The organism is Psychrobacter sp. TB20-MNA-CIBAN-0197, assembly GCF_040309765.1.
GTDB lineage: Bacteria > Pseudomonadota > Gammaproteobacteria > Pseudomonadales > Moraxellaceae > Psychrobacter > Psychrobacter submarinus.
In genome coordinates this window covers 15,388-33,954 of record NZ_JBEOPC010000035.1, presented here as the reverse complement: position 1 = coordinate 33,954, position 18,567 = coordinate 15,388, and the positions used below count along the sequence as shown (strand labels likewise).

6 protein-coding genes are annotated in these 18,567 nt (G+C 44.2%); 5 read left to right on the top strand and 1 reads right to left on the bottom strand.

Annotated elements, in window-relative coordinates; genetic code table 11:
- The first annotated feature begins 18 nt into the window (after positions 1–18).
- The gene (locus tag AAEY83_RS10955; RefSeq protein WP_351059082.1) at positions 19–8,808 is read left to right on the top strand and encodes a VCBS domain-containing protein; all 8,790 of its coding nucleotides are present in this window, start codon (positions 19–21) and stop codon (positions 8,806–8,808) included.
- Between the two features lie 71 nt (positions 8,809–8,879).
- On the opposite strand, the gene AAEY83_RS10950 is transcribed toward AAEY83_RS10955, so the two are convergent.
- Positions 8,880–9,632: a hypothetical protein gene (locus AAEY83_RS10950; RefSeq protein ID WP_025645143.1), complete on the bottom strand. Its 753-nt coding sequence runs from the start codon at positions 9,630–9,632 to the stop codon at positions 8,880–8,882.
- A 274-nt stretch (positions 9,633–9,906) separates the two neighbouring features.
- On the opposite strand from AAEY83_RS10950, the gene AAEY83_RS10945 reads away from it, so the two are divergent.
- The 4 genes from AAEY83_RS10945 to AAEY83_RS10930 all read left to right on the top strand — a co-directional run bounded on the left by AAEY83_RS10945 (position 9,907) and on the right by AAEY83_RS10930 (position 18,362).
- A complete protein-coding gene (locus AAEY83_RS10945) occupies positions 9,907–11,328 on the top strand; it encodes a TolC family protein (RefSeq protein ID WP_084212617.1) in 1,422 nt (473 codons plus the stop codon).
- A gap of 20 nt (positions 11,329–11,348) precedes the next feature.
- The gene (locus tag AAEY83_RS10940) at positions 11,349–13,643 is read left to right on the top strand and encodes a type I secretion system permease/ATPase (RefSeq protein ID WP_025645139.1); all 2,295 of its coding nucleotides are present in this window, start codon (positions 11,349–11,351) and stop codon (positions 13,641–13,643) included.
- Positions 13,636–14,805: an HlyD family type I secretion periplasmic adaptor subunit gene (locus AAEY83_RS10935; RefSeq protein WP_025645138.1), complete on the top strand. Its 1,170-nt coding sequence runs from the start codon at positions 13,636–13,638 to the stop codon at positions 14,803–14,805. Before AAEY83_RS10940 ends, AAEY83_RS10935 begins: the two co-directional genes overlap by 8 nt.
- A gap of 299 nt (positions 14,806–15,104) precedes the next feature.
- Positions 15,105–18,362 carry a tandem-95 repeat protein gene (locus AAEY83_RS10930; protein WP_351059078.1) on the top strand — a complete coding sequence of 1,086 codons (3,258 nt, stop codon included), beginning with the start codon at positions 15,105–15,107 and terminating at the stop codon, positions 18,360–18,362.
- Positions 18,363–18,567: the final 205 nt, after the last annotated feature.

Below are 18,567 nucleotides of genomic sequence, written 5' to 3'. Positions count from 1 at the left end.
CCGGTAGGCTCTCTAACAGTGAGCCCTGATGGCAGCTACACCTTCACGCCAGATGGCGACTTTACCGGTGACGTTCCAGAGATTAGCTATGACGTTGTTGATGGTAGTGGCAACGTCCTTGACGATTCTGTCTTAGACCTCACTGTTCTTCCAGGGCCAGTTACCATTGAGATTGACGCTACCAAAGACCGCGCTATTGAGCGTCCAAGCAATGATGACACCTTAGAGTTCAGCATCAGCCAAAATGTGGCCAGTGACCAAGATACCGTTGTTAACGTGCGCCTAGATGCAGCAAACAGTCCTGATATCACCGCCGGTGACATTGCGCGTTTGCAGTACACCAAAGCCGATGGCAGCGTGGTTGATACTACTGATCAGGGTGAGATCAGCGCCTTCTTAGCCACTGGCGACGACGTCTTAATCGCTGCGGGCAGTAAAGAGAGCCTCATCACTATCAGCGTTGCTGATGACAGCGTTTATGAGCAAACTGAAGACTTAGGTCTGATCATCTCCAATGCTGTTAACCCTAATGGCGTCACTATTACCACCGCTACTGATAGCGGGGTGATTGAGGATGAAGCGGCACAAGATGGCACCCCACAAGAAGGCGACCGTCCGACCGTTGGCATTACTGCGAGCAAAGATACTGCCATAGAAGGGGTGGACAACACCTTAGAGTACACCGTTGCACAGGATAACCTAAGCAACCTTGCCACTACAGTCACTGTCAAAGTGGCGACGGGCAGCAGCGAGGTTGAAGCGGCGGACATTGCTTCTATTGGCTACATTGATGCCACAGGCAGTCCTGTGACCATTACCGACAGCGCCGCCATCCAAGCGTTACTAAATGGCACCACCACCTTGCAAGTCAAAGTACCTGCAGGTAGCACAGCTGCGCCTAAAATTACGGTTATCGTCAAAGATGATGACATCTATGAGGACAGCGAGCAGCTGAGCTTTGTTATCGACAGTGCTGATAATGCCGATATCGACAGCACCGTCGCCACTGGCACCATTTATGATGAATCTGATGATCCAAATGATCCAGGTGCCAATACTGAAGGTGACAAACCGACTGTCACTGTAGGCGATGCCACAGCGACCGAGGGTGACACCTTAGTGCATCAAGTGACGGTGAATGGCGACACAACGCAGGCGGACGTCACTTATGACTTTAGTCTCACAGATGGCAGCACTGATCCTGCCACAGCGGGTAGTGACTACACCAATGCCCCCGTATTTAGTAATGGCGTCATCAACAATGGTGATGGCACTATTACCGTCCCTGCGGGTGTCACTGACTTTACCGTCACTTATCCAACCTTAACTGACAACATTCTTGAGAACGATGAGACCACCACGATTACCATTGGTAATGACAGTGGCACGGGTACGATTATCGACAACGATACCGCACCGACACTAACCGTAAATGACAACAGCGTTACCGAAGCGACTGGTAATACTGTTTCAAATAGCTTTGATATTACCGATCCACAGAGCGTTACAGCGTTAACCGTCAACGGTCAAGATGTCACTCTAGCAACCTCTGGCAATCCTATTACTATCAGCGGCAATGCGGGCACGCTAGTCATTACTAACTATGACTCACAAACAGGTACTCTTATTTATGAGTACACCGAAAATGGTAATGCAGAAGATCATAGCGCTGGTGCGGTATTTGATCAGTTTGACGTGGTATTAACCAACACCATTGGCGATACCATCAATGACACCTTAGATATTGAAATCATCGACACCGCACCGACAGCTAATGATGACAAAAACAGTGTTACTGAAAATATAGATGTAGATCAGGCATCTGGCAAAATTACCGCAACTGGCAACGTAATGACGGGTACTGCTCCTGATCAAGCTGACGATTTAGGTGCAGATGCAACTACGGTAACGGCAGTGGAATTTGGTAGTGTCTCAGGTAGCATTGGTAGCAGCATTCAAGGTAATTTTGGTGAATTAACTCTAGAAGCTGATGGCAGTTATACTTATGACGTTGATAACAGCGCTGTAGAGTTTTTAGCAGTGGGTGAGACGCGAGACGAGACCTTCAACTACACCATAACCGACGCTGATGGTAGTACTGATACTGCCAAGCTCACTATCACCATCACAGGAACTAATGATCAACCAACCATCACTGCTGACAGTAATGGCAATATTGCAAATATATCTTTCGTCGAGCAAACAGATGACTCAGTGATTACTCAAAGTGGCATTATTGCTTTTAGTGATATTGATGTCAGTGATACGCTGACACTGGGTTATATTAAAGGTGAAAATCAATATACCTTTGGTCAGGGTAATACAGCCTTGACTGATCTAACTGTTCCGCAAAAAACTGCGCTAGAAAGTATGTTCTCAATAACTCAAGCGACCAATAATAATGGAGTTTGGGAGATTGAAGCAAAAGATACTGATATTGACTTCCTCCCCGAAGGCGAAACCATCACCATTCGCTACGCGGTACAAGTGAATGATAATAAAGGAGTGGATACTGCTGCTAACGGTAACGAGATCAGCAGCAGTGAAATCCGTTACGTTGAAGTCACTATCACTGGTACAAATGATGAGGATATTGCGCTTGCCGATAACAGTATTACTATCGATGAAAACGGCACCACAACTTCGGGCAGCGTGCTAGCCACTATCTTTGATGAGTTTGATACTGATGATCCAGATGTTGGTGAGCAATTGACCGTAGAAAGTTTCCAGATTGGTACTGGCTCACCTATTACTGTAGATCCTGATAACTCAAACAACTTAGCTAACGATGTCATAATAGATGGTAATAAGGTCGGTGAAATTACCTTTAACAGTGATGGCACTTATGAGTATGTTGCGACTAGCGATTACAGTGGTACGCTACCAGTTATCACCGCGAACGTTTCAAACGGTGTTACTGGTGCTACTCGTGAAGAAACAAGTCAAGAATTGACTATCACTGTTAACCCAGTATCTGATGCGCCAATACTTGCTGCCAATAAAACCGTAATAACTCAAGAGGATACCACTGTTGCTTTAGGCCTTGTATCACCTATTGTGAGAGACAGAACAGACCTTGACGCTCTTAGTACCAGCAATGACACCCCCGAACGTATTGGGTTAGTAAACTTAAGCGGTTTCCGTGCTGGTACGGTACTAGATTATGATGGTGGGACAATTAATATCACTACCAATAGCCAAACGGTTAGAATTAGACTCAGTGATGTAGATACTGTTAATAATCCACCAAACTTTAACGCTTCAACTACTATCACCATGACTAAGGCTCAGTTTGAGTCAATGACCCTCACGCCACCTAGAGATGACGCCACCAATATGAACGTTAGAATGTCGGTGACAGAATATGAGGTGAATAATGCTGGTGATAGAATAAGTGTCGATAGTACTGGTGCCGTTGTCACTACCGGTGGTACACCAATAGCAGGGGCAACTTCTAACACTACCATTACCGTCAATGTCCAAGCGGTTACTGATACCAGTGATAATAACCAAAGCGGTGATGACGCAAGTCAGTTTGGTTATGTAGGTAGTACTGGTGTTAATGGTAACACTTATACAGTCAGTGCTAATGAAGGTGACTATATTACCTTACCGATCGCCACTACTTTTGGTGACTTAGTAGGGAGTGCTGCTAATGGTAGTAGAGAAACTTATGGCTTTGTGATTAATAACTTACTTCCTGGCTCTACCGTTGAGTTTACTCCAGCAGGGAGCACTACGGCGACTGAATATCTTGTTGGTCCTAGCGGTACTGTGCTGATCGGAGTGCCAGCTCTTGCTAATGATGGTTCCCCCACCAAAACAACAATTGCAGTTAATAGTAGCTCACAGCCACAAATTAAAATTAAGTCCTCAGAATATAACTCCTTAGATATGGATGACATTGAGGTATCTTTATATACTCAAGACCACGATGCTGACTCGACACCTAAAGATAAATCAGTCGAACTAATCAACACAGTTAAAGTCGACCTAACCGTCACGCCAGTTGCTGGTCAGGTCGCTATTACCTCTAGTGCTATTAGCACGCCTGAAGATACGGCAGTTAAACTCAGTGAATTTGGTTTCAAGGTACTTGATAACAAGTCAGGTGTGAACGACGCTAACCCAGAGACTATCACTAAGATAGAGTTTAGCCTCCCAGAAGGTTGGACTTATACCGATGCTAACAGCACTACGACAGGTGCAGTAGGTGGGACGACTATCAGTATAGATACGTCCAGCGCGACCAATCTAAATACATTCTTAGATACATTGACTGTTAAGCCACCTGCGCATTCCTCAAAAGATACAAGCCTTATCTTTAAGGTCACAAGTACAGATATTGATGATGATGGTGGTAATAGTGTCACTAAGACGACTACGTTGCCTGCTAAAAAGGTAACCGTCACACCCGTTGCCGAAAAAGTAGGTGAGGATACCGATGGTGATGGTACACCTGATCTGACTATTAATGACAGTCATAAATACAGCGCCAGTGCGAAAGAAGACGAAGCCTTTAATCTTTTCGCTGATCCTGATGGTTCATTTAACTTAATAGATGATTGGAGCAACCAAGACACTTCCGAAGATACCTTCGCCCATATGACCTTTGGTAATAAGAACGGTAGTGACTTTACCTCAGTTGAGGGGGCGGTATTTACTTATAATGATGGCAATGGTTTAGTTAGCCTGACTGACAACGGCAATGGTGTCGACATTCCGATGGAGTACCTAGATACCGTCACCGTAACCCCACCGCAAGACTATAGTGGCTTTAACCTTGCTAGCGGTGCCGAGACAGCAGTCAAGGTCGAGGCAAAAACTGTCGATGTTGACGAAGATGGTGGCGCAGCAGATACAGCCACCAGTGGCGAAAGTTACTTAACATTTGAATTTGATGTAAAAGGCGTAGCCGACCCAACCACCTTAGCTGTTGATCCTGCCGAAGGTTTTGAAGATCAAGCCATTATTGGTGGTAACAATCGTGATGGTTCAATACCAGCAACGATTGATCCTGCTCTTGGTATCCCGCTCGATATCCGCCCAAGCTCGCGTGATAATGACGGCTCTGAGACTTATGATGTCACTATATCGGATATACCAGCAGGTGTGCAGCTGTATCAAGATAATAACAGTACAGTAACACTGCTAGATACCAGCAGTGGTTCAGTCACTATAGCTGATTATACCAAAATAGTAGATAACTTATACTTTGTCCCTGCTGAGAACTTTAGCGGTACGGTAAATCTAAAAGTACAGGCAGTGAGTAAAGAAGATGGTACTACGGGCACACCAAGTCCTATGCTTAACCTACCTGTCAAAGTCATTGGCAAGGCAGACTTAATAGCCAATGACGACTTAGCAACCGACACAGTTACCATCGATAGTGTGGATTACACACATAACTACATCACTGACGAGGCAACGCTAGACAGTACAGGCAACCATCAGATTGCTTTATCCAGCGTATTTGCTAGTGTTGCGGATATCGAGGCATATGATGGTGACAGCCCAGCTGCTGAGCAAGTTATTTATCGGGTTGAGGACTTGCCTGCTGGCTTTAACTTAATCGGTGCAGAGGTTACTTTCTTAGGTGGCGGTGGTACTGATCGAGTATGGTCAGTGACGCTTGAGGCCTTGCAAAACGGTACAGCGCAGCTGCAGACACCAGATAACTTTGCAGGTGAAATCAACTTCAATATTACTGGTACCACTACAGAGAAGGTATCTGGTGATAGTGTCACCCACAATCAGCAAAACGTCTCTATTCTAGTAACACCCGATGCTGCTGATAGCACGATAAGCAATCCTCAAGTCGTTGCCACTGAAGATTTGTGGGCGACTATTGACTTTGAATCAGCCTTTACAACCACAGATCAAGGCGGTTTAACTGAAGGTCAAGAAGTGCTTGAGAGTATCACGCTATCAGCAACTGATCTAATGGCTAAAGACGTCATATTACGTGTTGACGGTACTGAAGTGGACTTAACAACTAACCCACCACCAACTTTGACATTTACGCCCGATCAGACAATCGAGATTATGTACGATGACGATAAACGTCATAGCGATGATGATGTCAGCATAGACTTTGACTACACTTATACTGACACCGCTAAATTGATTGATAATTCAGAGATTAAGGAGTCCACTTCAGGTAGTGCTACTGTTAATGTGACCTTCCAAGCGGTTACTGATCAGCCGAGTATGATTTTGAATGTAAACGATGGCACTATTGATAACAGCGGTAATGACAATACGGCGTCTGTCACCGTATCTATATCTTCAGCTGATCAAGATGGCTCAGAGAGCTTTACTCGTCTAGAAGTGACTGATGTCCCTGATGGTCTCAATGTGCAAGGCGGTATCTTATCAAATGGCGTCTGGTACGTTGATGTCCCTAACGATCCAGCTATTACCGACACTGCAGCGACTTATGAGCTAGTGCTTGAGCGTAATGATAGTACGGTTAATATACCAGAAGGCAGTTTCAATATTACAGTGACGGGTGTCACTCAAGATATCAATGGTCAAGGCACTGATGGTAGTGAGCGCAAAGTAGCCGAAACCTTTGATATTACATCAAACAGATCGAGTGGCGGTGAGGATCCTACCCAGCCTAACTTGATAGATAGCTTTACTAGCAAGGCAGTCATACCTTCGCAGGTAGAAGATATCAGCTTTACTCTTGGTGATATATTGGACGCTACCTTGAACCCAGCTACCGCTAATACAGTTAGTGCTTATACTTTTTCCTTGACTGATCTGCCAGTCGGCACTGAGGTATCTACTGATAATCCAGCTATAAGCGTGCAGCAGATTGGCGGTAAATGGATCATCAGTGTGGATGATGCAAGTAGCCTCAGTCCAGAAGATGCTCTTGATGCAGTGACAGTGACTCCGCCGAAAGATTTTAGTACCAACGTGACGGGTGGCAGTCAGGATCTTACCTTTAATACCAACTTTACTGCGTTAGATAAAGATGGTGGCGAGGAACGAGTGCAGGTTGACGACGTCAAGGTTGAGATCAAGCCAGTTACGGATCCGATAGACAATGATGGTAAAACCACTATAGTCGATACGGATGAGGACACCAAAGTAGAAATTGAGATCGACTTAACCAACACGGCTGACGGTAATAATGTTGAGATTATTAATGATAAGCTGTATCTGCAGCTAGATGAGTCTGGTTTAACGACTGATAATGGCACTAGCGGAAAACTAACGGATGATAATGGTAACGACTTGACGCTTGTAACATTGGCAGATGGTGACGTTGCTGATATTCCAGCTGGTGATTATTATATCGTAGATGTAGGCACGCCTATTTTTTATGAGCCTGCCGAAAATGAAGATGGCACGGCAACAGTTGATGTCTATGCCGCTCATAAAGAGAGTCATAATATCAGCGGACATGACAGTGGTACAAAGACTTATAAGCACAGTTATGACGTCACAGTCGAGTCGCAGCCAGACAATCTAAGTATTACTGATAAGAGTGATCAATCAACAACCACTGCTAGCGGTAATGAAGATACTATGATTGCTATCGACTATAAGATTGCGACTATCGATAAAGACAATACTGATGCCGCTACTGCCATCACCTTAGACAATATCCCTAATGGTTATCTGGTCTACTATACTGATGCTAATGGCAATCCCGTCTTGGCAAGTAACAATGGTAATTCTGGTGGTAATAACTCATGGTCTATTGATGTCTCCAAACTGGGTGATACTAATACTGGCGAAACGTCAAATATATTCATCATGCCACCGGAAAACGTCAGTGGTATCGTGTCTGGTATCGAGATGAAAGTGGTCAATGACAGCGGGATGATCAGTGATCCGCTAGAGATTGATCTTGAGGTCAAACCAGTCGCTGATGGGGTAGCTGCTAATCCTTCTACTATTCTTGGTAGTCAGGGTAAGTGGACCACGCTGAATCTAAACGCAACTATGCAAGATACGGATGGTAGTGAGACCGTTAATATAGTTGTCACTGATGATGGTACGAGCTTAACCGATGATGTCTTACGCTTTAGAGTGAAGAGTACAGGTGAAATGTTGACTGCCGTGTGGGATGATGTCGCTAACAGCTATACCATAACGGGGATTACTCCTGAGCAAATCAATGACCTGCAAATTCAGTCATCCATACCGTTAAAAGGCGATCTGGACTTTGCGCTTAGTACGACCGATAAAGCTACAGGTATGGCTGATAGTGTATCAACTGAAGTGACCGAAAAGGTGTCTGTAGATATTGTCTTTACCAAAACCTTTGTAGGTACAGCGGAGAACGATATCCTTGATGCTTCGGGACAGCCTGTCGCTGTGAATTATACAGGCGGCGCAGGTAATGACATCTTAACGGCTGGTAGTGGCAATGACTTCCTTGATGGTGGTACAGGTGCTAATACGCTGATAGGCGGTGCAGGTAACGATAAAATCGTATTCTCTGCAAACAACCTATTGATGGATGGTGGTGACGGCATCGACACCTTGTTAGTAGATACTAGTATTGACTTTAGTGGCTTTGATAGTAGCGTGATTGATAATATGGAAGTGATTGATATGACAGGTAATGGTTCACAGTCATTGACTAACCTTACTACCAGTGATGTCATTGAGATGACCGATAGTAACAATGAGCTGTTTATCAATGGCGACAATGCTGATAGTGTCTCTTTAACAGCGGATTTTGAAAAACAGCAAACGTCTGATGAGACCGGATATGCTCAGTATCAGAGCACTATAGATCCATCGGTGACTCTATATGTCGATACTGATATTACCGTGATATAATTGCTATCTTTTCTAGATAATGTTGATGTAAACAAAAAAGCCATACTTGTGATGGCTTTTTTGTTACCTATCTAGTTGTTCGCTGATTCATCTAGTGAGGTGATAGGCGTGATGGGATAGTCGGGCGTCATCATCTCATCAGCGGGGCTGGCAAGTGTAGGCGGCTCTATAGGCTGGTTGGCTTGTTGCGCATCGATTTGCTGTTGATTGCGTTGCTTGACCTCATTGATCAGCTTGGAGAGTTGTTCGCTGTCTTTGTCAATATCTGCATTTAGCTGCTGAGTTTCTTTGGTTTGCTGCAGTCGATACCCAGACAGATTTTGTTGCTCACCATTGACAGCTCTGTTATTGATAGTCGTCACTGAAAGATCATCATTGTCCTCGCTATCCTTGCTCAAAGAGGCTCTGCGGCTTGTCTCTATAACAGACGGCTCTTGTGACGAAGGGGGTTTTTGGGGTGGTGTATGCTCTTGCGGTTTATGGTTTTGGGTCGCAGTATTGTTGTTCGATACGGGGGCTGCTGATGCGGTAGGTTCTGTATTTGCGCTCACTTTAGCGGTAAAAACCTCTGTATCATCAACTGTGACCTGATCAACCGCTATTTGATCAATTGTGATTTTAGTGTCTTCTGCTATCATAGGTTTGCTGGTAATAGGCTGGTTTTTATTTATTAAGGCTTGCGATTCAGACGTTTTTTTGTGGTCGAATACGGTAAAGTAGACAACGATTGCTAGCAAAACATGCAGTAATAGAGCCAATACGATGGTTAGGATTGGCTGATCTTTTGGTTTGCTCGTTGGCGTAGGCGCTGAAGGGTGAGGCATAGGGTAATCCATATGTTGACGCTGAGGGCTCAAAACTTTTTAATAAACGCTTCAATACGTCTTTAATCATTGATAATCATCACGATGAACTTTGTTATTATCTAAAAAACAATAGCAGCAAAGAAGCCATAATATCATGTTGCACTTTTATTTTTATCCCGATCAGTCCCAAGCAATGATCAAAAAGCCAATGTTTAAAAGGTGCTTTATCATAAAAAAACTACGTCATAGCTTATCACCTTTGGTATCGACAACCGCAATAGGTATGTTACTGATGACGCTATCAAGTGCGGCATTTGCCAATGCTGATACGCATATTAATACATTGATTGACCAAGCGATTGAAACCCATCCTCTCGTTGGTTCGGCACGTGCTGAGCAGCAGGCGACGACAGAGAGTATCCGTGCTGCCAAGCTCAACTTGCTACCAGCACCGACATTGTCATCAGGCTATGATCGTGACGATGGCATGGTCTCTCGGTTTCAGCTACGGCAGTCATTATGGACGGGTGGCAAGCTTACTGCCAACGTCAATCAAGCACTTTTTGATGATAAAGCAGCCACAGAGTATATTTACGAGCAACAGAATCAAGTCGCTAAAACCACCATTGAGGCATGGCAAAGCTATATCACTGCTGTGTCTAAGCAGCAAGTCTATTATGATAATCTGCAACTGTTGATAGAGTTTGAGGAAATGATGCAGCGCCGAGTCAATCAAGGTGTATCGGCGCGTATCGAGATGGATTTAGTAACCAATCGCATCTTACAAGAGCAAAACTCGTATCAAGCAGCAGTAGAGCAGCAGCGTATTGCCATCGCTCGATTAGAGCAAATCACTGGTCGTAAGCTGTCAGCAGCTGATCTGCCAGTGCCGAATATCGGTGAGCTTGTCAGCTATGCCAAAGGCTACTCTCAAACCTTTGAAAAAATGGCATTCGATCAGGCCAGCTTTTATAATCCTACTGTGGTAAAAGGGCATTATCAAGTCGAAGCGGCTAAGCAAGAAGTTAAGTCATTGCAGGCGGCGCGTTATCCGACTTTTTATGCACAGTACGAATACGACTATTATCATGATGAAAATAGAAACAACAATCAGAATAATAGTGAAGGTGAGTTTTCGGTAGGCTTAAGCTACGATCCAGGAGCGGGTCTATCTAATTTGGCACTAGCCCGAGCATCAGCCTCACGAGTAAACAGCCTTTCACAGTCAAAAGAAGCGTCAAGACGACAAGTGCTTGAGACTATCCAAACCCAATATCAGCAGTTTGCTAGTGCTAAGGATCAAGAGCGCTCTTTGATCGCAGCAGTCGCAGGCGCACAGATTGTGGTGAGCTCTTATCGCCGCCAGTTTATTGCTGGACGCAAGTCTTGGCTTGAGGTGCTCAATGCGGTGCGCGAGCATTCTCAATATCAGGCGCAGTTGGTTGAGACACGAACGTCTATTATTGCAGCGTATTATAAACTGCAAGTTGATTTTGGCATGATGCCATGGCAGAAGTTTGATCAAAGTCGTCAGCCAGACCCGCTGTTCCGCCCACTAGATCCCGTCAAAAACTGGTTTATTCGTCAAGAGGCTGCTAGGCAGGTGCCCGATCAGGCAGTTATTGAGCCGATCGTGATGAAAGAGGCGAGTAGTGACAACAAAGATAATACAGGTCTCGTCACTTATCCACTTAATGACCCTAACTATCCATAAATTTTCAGGATATATTTATCATGAGCACACCAGTTCCAGCTTCGAATGACGCTACATCTGACAGCGAGCTGATGGCAAATCCTACTTCGCAGTTATCGACGCCTGCCCCTGATGAGCAAGCGGCGCAATTGGCGGCAGCGTTACACACTTTGCTGACTCAGCAAGGCTATCCTATTGATAGTGTGCGCTTGCATGGAGTGCTGCATCAGCAGACAGAGCTTGTGACGCTGGCGAGTATTGTTAGGGTGCTGGAACAGTTGGGCATTGATCAGTTGCCAGAATCTTTACCAATACCCGATGCCGCATTTTTGCCATTGTTGGCTTTGCACCCTACGCAAGGATGGGGCGTGATTGAGCAGCAAACCCCGCAAGGGCTGTGGCAGTTTCGCCAGTCTGAGGGCAAGAGTGTGCATGCAAGCGAGGCTTTTAGCCAGTTATTGCGAATACGATTAGAGGGCGAGCCTAGTAAGCGTAAACGGTTAAGCTTTGATCAGATTCTAAAAAAAGACCTCAAAAACTACCGTGGCATTATTGTAGAGGCAGTTGTTGCCTCGTTTTTAATCAATATGTTGGCACTTGCCGTATCGCTGTTTTCGATGCAGGTCTATGATCGTGTGATTCCAACTCGTAGCGAATACACTTTGATTATTTTAGCGAGTGGGGTAGGTCTGGTCATCTTATTTGAAACTTTTATGAAGTTTGCCCGCTCCAAGATTATGGACAAAGTGGTGGTCAATCTCGACCAGTATTTATCACGTGAGGTTTTTCAGCGTCTATTAGGCGTGCGCATCGATCAGATGCCAGGGTCTGTGGGGTCTATGGCGGCGCAGCTGCGTGGATATGAGCAGGTTCGCAGTTTTTATACAGCAAGTACGTTGTTTGGCTTGGTCGATATACCGATGGCGATCATATTTGTGACCCTTATTATTATTATTGGTAATCCATTAGTCGCTTTAGTGCCTATTGTTGCCGCCGTGGTGGCGATTGTACTAGGTCTTAGTGCACGCAAAAAAATCGACAGTATCGCCGCTGTGGGCGCGCAAGCCTCTTATCGCAAGACAGGTATCTTAGTAGAGACGGTAGAAGGCGTTGAAACGATTAAGGCCGGATCAGGCAATTGGAAGTTTTTGTCACGCTGGCTTGATGTGATGAACATCACCACCAAAAATGATTTGGATATGAAGCATGCCAATGACAACCTAAGTTACTTGTCACAGATGATACAGCAGGTCAGCTATGTCGGTATTGTGATTGTGGGTTCTTTTGTAGTGATGTCAGGAGATATGACCATGGGTGGCTTGATCGCTTGCTCAATCTTAGGCGGTCGTATTTTAGCACCAGTAATGGGTATTCCTAATCTATTGGTACAGCACTCACATGCCAAAGCTGCCAAACTTAATATAGAGCAGTTATTCTCACTAGAGCAAGACAATCACGGTGTCAGTCACCCGTTATCGCCCAGTCATATCTCAGGGAGTTTTGACTTAGAAAAAGTGATATTCAACTACCAAAATAATGATCAGCCCGCTTTAGCTATCAGTAGGCTACAGATTAAAGCAGGCGAGCGTATTGCTGTTTTAGGACCTATTGGTTCTGGCAAATCAACCCTATTAAAAGTATTGTCTGGATTATATGCGCCCACACAGGGCAGGGTGTTGTTAGATGGGCTTGACATGCAGCAGATCAGTCGTGAGTCTTTGAGTGCGCAAGTGGGCTACCTACAACAGGATCATCGCCTTTTTGAGGGTACGCTACGAGAAAACCTATTGATCGGCTTACCAGCGCCTAGCGATGACGTTATGCATGATGCGTTGGTCAAGACGGGACTGATTAGACTGGTTGCCAGCCATTCTAGTGGTTTAGATCTGCCTATTAGTGAAGGAGGCAAGGGATTATCAGGAGGACAAAAGCAGTTGGTTGCTTTTACACGCTTAGTATTAACCAAGCCTTCGGTGGTATTGATGGACGAGCCAACCGCCTCTATGGATAATCGGCAGGAAGCACAGTGTATCGATGTGTTGCATAAGCATTTTGGAGAAGATCACACTTTAATCGTGGCCACTCACAAAATGCCACTGCTGCAATTGGTTGATCGCATCATCATTATGGACAATCAACAAATCGTGATGGATGGGCCAAAATCAAAAGTGCTGGCCCAATTACAAAGCAATGAAGAGCGAAAACCTGCTCATAAAACCGCAGTAAAGGTCAGCCAACCAAAAACTCGTGTTATCAGTAAAAAAACCTCAAGTATTGAAGTGAAAGCTGATGATCAGTCTGATAAAGATGATAATGTAGGGCAAGCCAATGAATAATTACCAACATAAGTCTCATGATCCTAAAGTTGGACGTACCCGTATCATTATTTGGGGCGCTCTATTCGGTATCATTGTATTAGTTATTTGGGCTTATTTTGCAAAAATAGATCAGGTGACTCGAGCCACAGCAACTGTTATCGCTAGTGCTCGTACACAAGACATTCAAGCGGTTGAGGGTGGCGTATTGACTGATATCTTAGTCAAAGAAGGTGAAGACGTCACTAAAGGGCAACTGGTTGTTACCTTAGAAGAAGAGCGGGCACAAGCGGCAGTCGCCAATGCAAGCTCTAAAATAGCAGCCCTAAAAGCCAAGCTAGCTCGACTTGAAGCTGAAATATATGAGCGACCATTAACGTTTCCAGATGATATTTTGCAGTATGATGAATATATAAACAATCAAACGCAACTGTACAATCGCCGCCGCCGTGCTATCGAGCAGGATGTTAGTTCTTTACGAAAAATGATGGTATTGGCAAATCAAGAGCTGAGTATGAACGAGCCTTTACTTGCTCATGGAGATGTCAGTCAGGCTGATGTAATTAAGCTCCGTCGGCAAGTGGCAGAAATCCAAGCGCAAATCACCAATAAGCGTAATAAATACTTCGAAGAAGCGCAGTCAGAAATGACCAAAGCACAAGAGGAGTTAGATACTGAGCTTGAGCAATTGCGTGATTTCTCACAAGTACTGGAAGAAAAAAACCTGTTTGCCCCCACAGATGGCAAAGTCAATAACATCCTTATCACTACTATCGGCGGCGTGGTCAAGCCAGGTGAGATCATCATGGAGATCCTGCCGACCAGTAGCGACTTGATTGTTGAGGCTAAGGTCAGTCCTGCAGATATTGCATATGTCAAAGAAGGGCAGGCGGCTACTGTCAAGCTGGATGCCTATGATTATTCTATATTTGGTGCTATGAATGGCAATGTGGTTTATATCAGTCCCGATACTCTGATGGAGCAAACACCCAATGGCGAAGAGCCTTATTACCGGGTACAGATCAAAATTACTGGTGCTGAGTTTGCTGAGCGTCGTGATGAGATTGTGATTAAGCCTGGAATGACTGCTTCGGTAGATATCAAAGCCCAAGAACGCTCAGTACTATCCTATCTGACCAAACCTATTACCAAAACCTTTTCTGAAGGCTTGGGCGAACGATAATAGGGTCATGATCTATTCGTAATTAACTTCTAAGCTATTTTATATCTTCAATATTTGCTGCAAGTATACAGTTATTATAAAAGTCTTTTAGAATAGCAGGTCTATCCAGTCTGGCTATATAACCTTAGAACTAGTTTTAATAAATAATAAAGCGCTTGAAACGTTTATTCCTGTCAGATTAAACTAATGTGTGCTAACATAGTAGCAATACTGTTAGTTAATGTTACCCACTTAAAACAAAACCTCTTCTGATTAGAAAAATCTTCCTAACTTGTAGGAAAGTTCAATAAGGATATATGATGTCACAAACAATTCAACTTGCCGTTCACAAAAACAATGTCAACTTGGTTAATCAAGTATTAAATAGCAATCAACCTACTAAAATAGCTGCTGAAGAAGGCATGAAAATTAGCCTAGTGGAAGCTAAAACAGGTCAACCAGCTAAAAAGCTAAAAGCTAAAAAAGTGGCTGATGATTTACTGATTGCAGATGAAAATGGTGAGACATTACTTACTATTGAGGATTATTATCTAACAAATAATATTGAGCTTGGCACAGTTGGTGATTCAGGTTTTGTTGAGTTTGATTATATAAGTGCTGAAACAGGCGTGACGACACAAGTAGCTTCAGAAACCTCCTATACAACGCTTGTATCGGAGATGCTAGGCGATGCTTCATTAATAGGCGGTATTAGTAATGGCGCCTTATTAGGTTCAATTGGCGCTGCCGCGTTAGGAATAGCAGCTATAAGCAGTGGTTCAAGTGATAGTTCATCAAAACCGCCTGCTAATAAATTACCAGTCTCAAAAGACTCAATCATTACAGCCACCGAAGACACCGTCGCGACTGGTCAGCTAGCGACCGCTACCGATGCGGATGGTGATGACTTAACCTATGCATTAAAAGACAATGCTGCCAATGGTACTGTCACTGTCAACGCAGATGGTAGCTATAGCTACACGCCAAACGCCGACTTCAATGGCGAAGACAGCTTCACTTATACCATTGATGACAGTCAGGGTGGCGTGATCACTCAAACCGCAACAATCACTATCGCTGCCGTAAATGATGCGCCAGTCTCAGAAGATAGTGTTATTGCTGCTACAGAAGACACCGTAGCTGAAGGTCAGTTAGCGACAGCCACTGATGTGGATGGTGACACCCTCACTTATGCTTTAGATGAAGAAACTACAAATGGCAGTGTTATTGTCAATGCCGATGGCAGCTACAGCTACACGCCAAATGCTAACTTCCATGGTGAAGATAGCTTTACCTATACTGTGACTGATGGTACAGAGACCATTACTAAAACGGCAACTATTACCGTCGCTTCAGTCAATGATCTACCGGTTTCAACAGATACTGCCATTGAAGCGACAGAAGACACTGTAGCTGAAGGTCAGCTAGAAGCTGCTACCGATGCGGATAGTGATGACTTAACCTATGCATTAAAAGACAATGCTGCCAATGGTACTGTCACTGTCAACGCAGATGGTAGCTATAGCTACACGCCAAACGCCGACTTCAATGGCGAAGACAGCTTCACTTATACCATTGATGACGGTCAGGGTGGCGTGATCACTCAAACCGCAACAATCACTATCGCTGCCGTAAATGATGCGCCAGTCTCAGAAGATAGTGTTATTGCTGCTACAGAAGACACCGTAGCTGAAGGTCAGTTAGCGACAGCCACTGATGTGGATGGTGACACCCTCACTTATGCTTTAGATGAAGAAACTACAAATGGCAGTGTTATTGTCAATGCCGATGGCAGCTACAGCTACACGCCAAATGCTAACTTCCATGGTGAAGATAGCTTTACCTATACTGTGACTGATGGTACAGAGACCATTACTAAAACGGCAACTATTACCGTCGCTTCAGTCAATGATCTACCGGTTTCAACAGATACTGCCATTGAAGCGACAGAAGACACTGTAGCTGAAGGTCAGCTAGAAGCTGCTACCGATGCGGATGGTGATGACTTAACCTATGCATTAAAAGACAATGCTGCCAATGGTACTGTCACTGTCAACGCAGATGGTAGCTATAGCTACACGCCAAACGCCGACTTCAATGGCGAAGACAGCTTCACTTATACCATTGATGACGGTCAGGGTGGCGTGATCACTCAAACCGCAACAATCACTATCGCTGCCGTAAATGATGCGCCAGTCTCAGAAGATAGTGTTATTGGTGTTGCGGAGAATATCATCGATACAGGTATGCTAGCTGAAGCCACTGATGTGGATGGTGACACCCTCACTTATGCTTTAGATGAAGAAACTACAAATGGCAGTGTTATTGTCAATGCCGATGGCAGCTACACCTACACACCAAACGCCGACTTCAATGGTGAAGACAGCTTCACTTATACCATTAATGACGGTCAGGGTGGCGTGATCACCCAAACTGCTACGATTACTGTCGATTCGCTTACTCAAGAATCTAATATTGAGTTGCAAGAAGTCTTTGAAACTAGCGTTGTCAGTGAGCAGCAGACGGTAGTAGAAAAGCAGGCATCCTCTTATATAAATGAAGTTATAGAGTTTGAAGTCACTGGTCAAAATGGGATGCCTCAGCTGGAGCTGACTAATGGTTCTAATATCATTCGAGGCAGCTATAACTATACGTTTCAAGGACCAGGGATGTCTTCTTCATCCAGCGGTTCAATTTCATCAGTAGGCTCGAATAACTATTTGATTGAGCTGAGCAAAAATACTTTGTCACCAGGTAAATATACTCTAGACTTGTATGTATATTCATCAGGATCATTAATTGATTTTAATGTTACTGAGTTTAAAGATGTTGAATATACTGAGTTTACTGGTTATCAAGACATTACAGGCAATATCTTTGCAGATGACAATGTCAACGTCCCTGACAACTATGATATTCAGATAGCTGGGCAGACGATTACAATCCAAGCAGGCAGTCCGTCAGCGGAATCATTGACAGTGAACACTGAGAATGGTCAGCTAACTGTAAAGCCAAATGGTGATTATACGTATCAATCTGACCGTACCGAACTTGGCTTGGATGAGTCAGAGCTTGCAGAAGATTTTTATATTAAAGTCATTGATTTAGATACTAAGCAAGCGAGTCACTATGGGATCAATATTACCTCAGATGCAACATCTCCAGAGCCTAGTGAGTTGACACTCCATAACTTTGAGAGTGATGGTATATCGCAGGATGATAGCTATAGCATCAGTGAAGACTCTATTAGTTTGAGTTCAGTAGATGATGAGACCGCTCTATATAGTAATGAAAATACTATTTCAGCCTTCAACGATATAGAAACTATGGATATAGGCTCTCTTACAGACTCAAAACTGACCGAGCTGCCTAGCATTGGTGACTTACTTGATGTAAATAATGATGAATTAGTGTTTGAAGGCGATGATACAGTGGATGCAAATATAGCTAATGAGACTGCTACTACGTCAGTATCTAGTGGAGCCTCTGAGCCATCAACAGCAGTGGACTTCACTATAGGTCAAGTGCAAACGCTCAATGATAATATGCAGGCGGAAGCGATGTTCCATATCATGTAGGTAGCACTCGGTTGTATACAGCAATCAATATTGAAAAAGCGGGCGATGATTATTCATCGCCCGCTTTTTTTGAGCATAGCTAAGGAGGACTGACAGGTAACGTTGCCCTAATGGACTTAAATAACAATTAGGGTATTACAAATATTTTTATCCGTCAGTCAAGCTTTTATGGTACCGCTACTTATTTATAGGGCTAGGCAATGAG